This window comes from Paenalicyclobacillus cellulosilyticus (assembly GCF_014647315.1).
Taxonomy (GTDB): Bacteria; Bacillota; Bacilli; order Alicyclobacillales; family Alicyclobacillaceae; genus Alicyclobacillus_J; species Alicyclobacillus_J cellulosilyticus.
Window position 1 is genome coordinate 1 of sequence record NZ_BMOY01000073.1, and the last position, 3,295, is coordinate 3,295.

At 56.0% G+C, this 3,295-nt stretch carries 4 protein-coding genes; all 4 read right to left on the reverse strand.

Features of this window, described 5'->3' with window-relative positions; all coding sequences use genetic code 11:
• Positions 1-136 precede the first annotated feature (136 nt).
• From IEX97_RS14035 to IEX97_RS13635, 4 genes are read right to left on the reverse strand one after another with little or no spacing between them, the layout of a single operon-like run.
• Positions 137-400 carry a DUF5348 domain-containing protein gene (locus tag IEX97_RS14035; RefSeq protein WP_188883488.1) on the reverse strand — a complete coding sequence of 88 codons (264 nt, stop codon included), beginning with the start codon at positions 398-400 and terminating at the stop codon, positions 137-139.
• On the reverse strand, positions 397-1,197 hold the full coding sequence (locus IEX97_RS12750) for an ExeA family protein (protein ID WP_188883489.1): 801 nt from the start codon (positions 1,195-1,197) through the stop codon (positions 397-399). The genes IEX97_RS14035 and IEX97_RS12750 overlap by 4 nt, the downstream gene beginning before the upstream one ends.
• The gene (locus IEX97_RS12755) at positions 1,190-2,551 is read right to left on the reverse strand and encodes a DDE-type integrase/transposase/recombinase (protein WP_188883490.1); all 1,362 of its coding nucleotides are present in this window, start codon (positions 2,549-2,551) and stop codon (positions 1,190-1,192) included. Before IEX97_RS12755 ends, IEX97_RS12750 begins: the two co-directional genes overlap by 8 nt.
• A gap of 56 nt (positions 2,552-2,607) precedes the next feature.
• Positions 2,608-3,099 carry a DUF6431 domain-containing protein gene (locus tag IEX97_RS13635; protein WP_229776910.1) on the reverse strand — a complete coding sequence of 164 codons (492 nt, stop codon included), beginning with the start codon at positions 3,097-3,099 and terminating at the stop codon, positions 2,608-2,610.
• Positions 3,100-3,295: the final 196 nt, after the last annotated feature.

Below are 3,295 nucleotides of genomic sequence, written 5' to 3' on the forward strand. Positions count from 1 at the left end.
GTGTTACAGCCAGCGTATAATGGCCATAAGTTGACGGCGTTTGTTGTCCAGAAACTGACGGATTCGGTGGCCATAGTGGATAAACGGGGCAACTCATCCGAGCTGCCCCGCTGCCACTGAAGTTTAGAACTGAAGTCTACAGATAAATCTTGGCATCATAGATCCCAGCTGTTCTTAACGTGAGCACCGTTGATTTGCCATCTGTCGCCCCGGGAAAGACGATGCACCAACTGCCCGCCATGTCCACTTCCAACCGTCCCCACACAAACTGCCTGCCTATTCGTAAGCCAATCTCTTCTCCACAGTGCAAAGACACAAAGTCGTCCCCACACTGAACAGAGAAGCGGTCCCACTGTCTGTCGTAACGCAGGGTGCCTCGCTTTGCAGTTTGCCTGGTCATGACAACTCCCCCTGTATGACCAGATGCACGATGTGATCATCAATGATCCGGTGCTTCGTCTGGGCACCGTACATGAGGCAGTGTGTACACACCTTGTTGATCATGCGTGCTGCACCACTGGAGAATTGATAAATCTCGTCGATGGCCTTGTCCGAGAAAATCTCATGTTCGGCCCCGGCGTAGGCCAGGTGACGTCGGATGTACTCACCAACCTCAGCCCGGTCGTAGTACGGGAGCTTGCACTGTATGTCGATTCGTTGGCGGATGGCGGCATACGCCTGGAGGTTTAGACGCTCCCAGAGTTCACTTTGCCCGACCAGGATGAGCGCCATGGGGCTTTGCGCATCCATGCGGAAGTTAAGCAGGAAGCGCACTTCCTCCAACATCTCGCGGTCGAGAAGATGAGCTTCGTCTACGATGCAAACGGGCTGCACGTGGTGAATGCCGCGCATGAGTTCTATCTCGCGATGCAACTGTCGCTTTGCGTCACCGCGGTAGAACTTCGACTCACACCCGAGCTGCTCCAACAGCCCTTTGTAGAAGTGGCGAGGCGTGAGTTTCGAGTCTGACAGGTAGAGGACCTGGTACTTGGCGCCATCCAATGTCTCCGCAAAACGGCGAATGGTGGTGGTCTTTCCCGTTCCGCAGTCCCCGGTGACGACACAGAACAGTTGCCGCTGCGCCGCGTAAGAAAGCCGTCCCAGCGTGTCCTCCAACGATGGCGATGTGTAGAGCTCTGCGGCCGGAATGTTTCTGGCGAACGGGGTGTACCTAAACCCGTAAAATGACTCAAACATCTCCCTTCACCTCGTTCCACGCGGACGCGTAGGAGATGGCACGTGCCTGTCTGTGTTGACGTTGCTCATGTTGTTTCTGCGCAGCACCCAGCAACCTGGACGCGTCTGCTGGTTGGGGCCCCAAATGTTCTGGTAACTTGGGTCGTTTGCCGGCCCGTTCGCCGATGACCATGGGGCGAGCTTTCCACGGTTCATGTCCCTCGTACTCGATGGTCACCTCGCTGATGTCTGCTGGATCGTAAATGACGTCCACCGTGCAACCGATGAATGACAACCCCACCTCATACTTCCGGTCCATGAAGCTGATGCATCCGGACTTGTCCACTTTACGTGTCTCGGCATGCAGGAACGCATTCGCGAGGACCTCCGGTTCGACAAATCGCAGTGCCTTACGGTCACTACGGTACGCCGTCTCGGGGCTTATGGACTGATTGTCCGTGGAGAGCGCGGCATGCGGCTTGTTCTGGTAGCATTCCGACAGCCATACGTTGAATTTCTGATTCAACTGCTCCAGGGTCTGCGGTTTGTCCAGGGCAATCTCGCTGAGAAACGAGTCAACCGTCCGATTGAACTTCTCCACTTTTCCCTTGCTCTCGGCAGCGTACGGCTTGGTGTAGAGAAGCCGTATCCCAAGCTTGGAACAGGTCCGGGCCATCCAACGGGTTCGGTACTGTTTTCCGTTGTCGAAGTATACAGAATCCGGGACGCCGTATTTCTGGATGGCTTGGCGAAAACAATCTTCCACGATGGCCTGATCGAGGGTGGGGTAGAACTCGGCATGGAGTACGTACCGCGTGGCGTCGTCCAGGAACACGACGAGGTAGACCTGTTTCCTTGCACCGCCAGGCCCGATGGGCAGATATGGGCCGAACTTGATGTCTGACTGCCACAGTTCGTTTCGATGCCGATGCTGAAACCGGCGTGCGGCGGTACCGGTTGTGGTGTACATCCGCATCTGACGGGCGCTGTACCCACGCTCCGCCAACTTCTCCTGCAAAGTGCTGCGCTTGATCTGGCCTGGCGTTGCATGCCCCTCCCACTCAAGGATCTGAATAATCTGGGAGACGCTGCGCGTGGGAACCTCCCGTCGCAGCAAGATGGCCTGTTCCAGAAGCGACTCCGAGATGGCCTCTGGCCTTTGATACACCTTGGGTCTCGGCTTGAGACCCTCGAATCCTTCCTTGCGGTACTGGGCCAGATACCGGCGAATCGTTCGTTCTGAGAGACCCGTTTGTGCGCAGATCTCACCCCTGATCTGCCGCGCACGGCCTGCATCCAGGCCGTCTGCAAGCAGCGGAGACAGCATCTGCACCCGATGTGCGGCGATTTCCTCCGCCTTCCTCGAATCTTTCATGCCAACCACCTCCATTTTGGTAGGGTCAGCATGAACGTACTTCGACCAGACGCGGATCAACACGCCGAACGGGTATGTCTCCACAAATGTAGATTTACAATCGGCCGGACAGCACGTGCCAGCCAACCGGGATGATGTCCAATGACCCGTCCGATTCGATGGAGTGCGGTTTGCGGATGAGCGGACGAACTCTCCACAGTCCACTGGAAGCGGATAGCGATGGACTCCAGGCAGCCAGCGGCATATGAGGCAAAGTCTTGGAACCACTGACGCCAGCGCCGCAGCGTTGATTCCTCAACGCAAGCAGGCGTCGCCTTATCCGTGATAGCATCCTCAATGACCTGTGCCTCGTGGCGACGATAGGGAACCAGAAAGTTCGGCAGTTCGTGGTGGATCTTGTTGCAATCCCGGCAGCGCAGCCGGCGGATGATGAGTTTTATCTTGTGGCCGGAGCTCTGAATCCACGTCCTCTTCCGACTCCCGATGGTACGAAGCTCACCTTGGCAACAAGGGCAGGGGACATTCTCCGCACTCCGAACAAAAAACACCGGTGGTGTGGCTTTCAACAAGCTTAAAGTTTGATATACTGACCATATCGAGCGGTGGACGCCCCTTGTGATGCTGTTGGCGCAGCACCACGTAAAGAGGGGCGTCTTTCCTTTCGTAGGATATGGTCATTTTACTCAGCAATTTTCGGACAGGCAATAACGTCAGCTTTCAGCCATTTAGAGATGGCTAAAACAC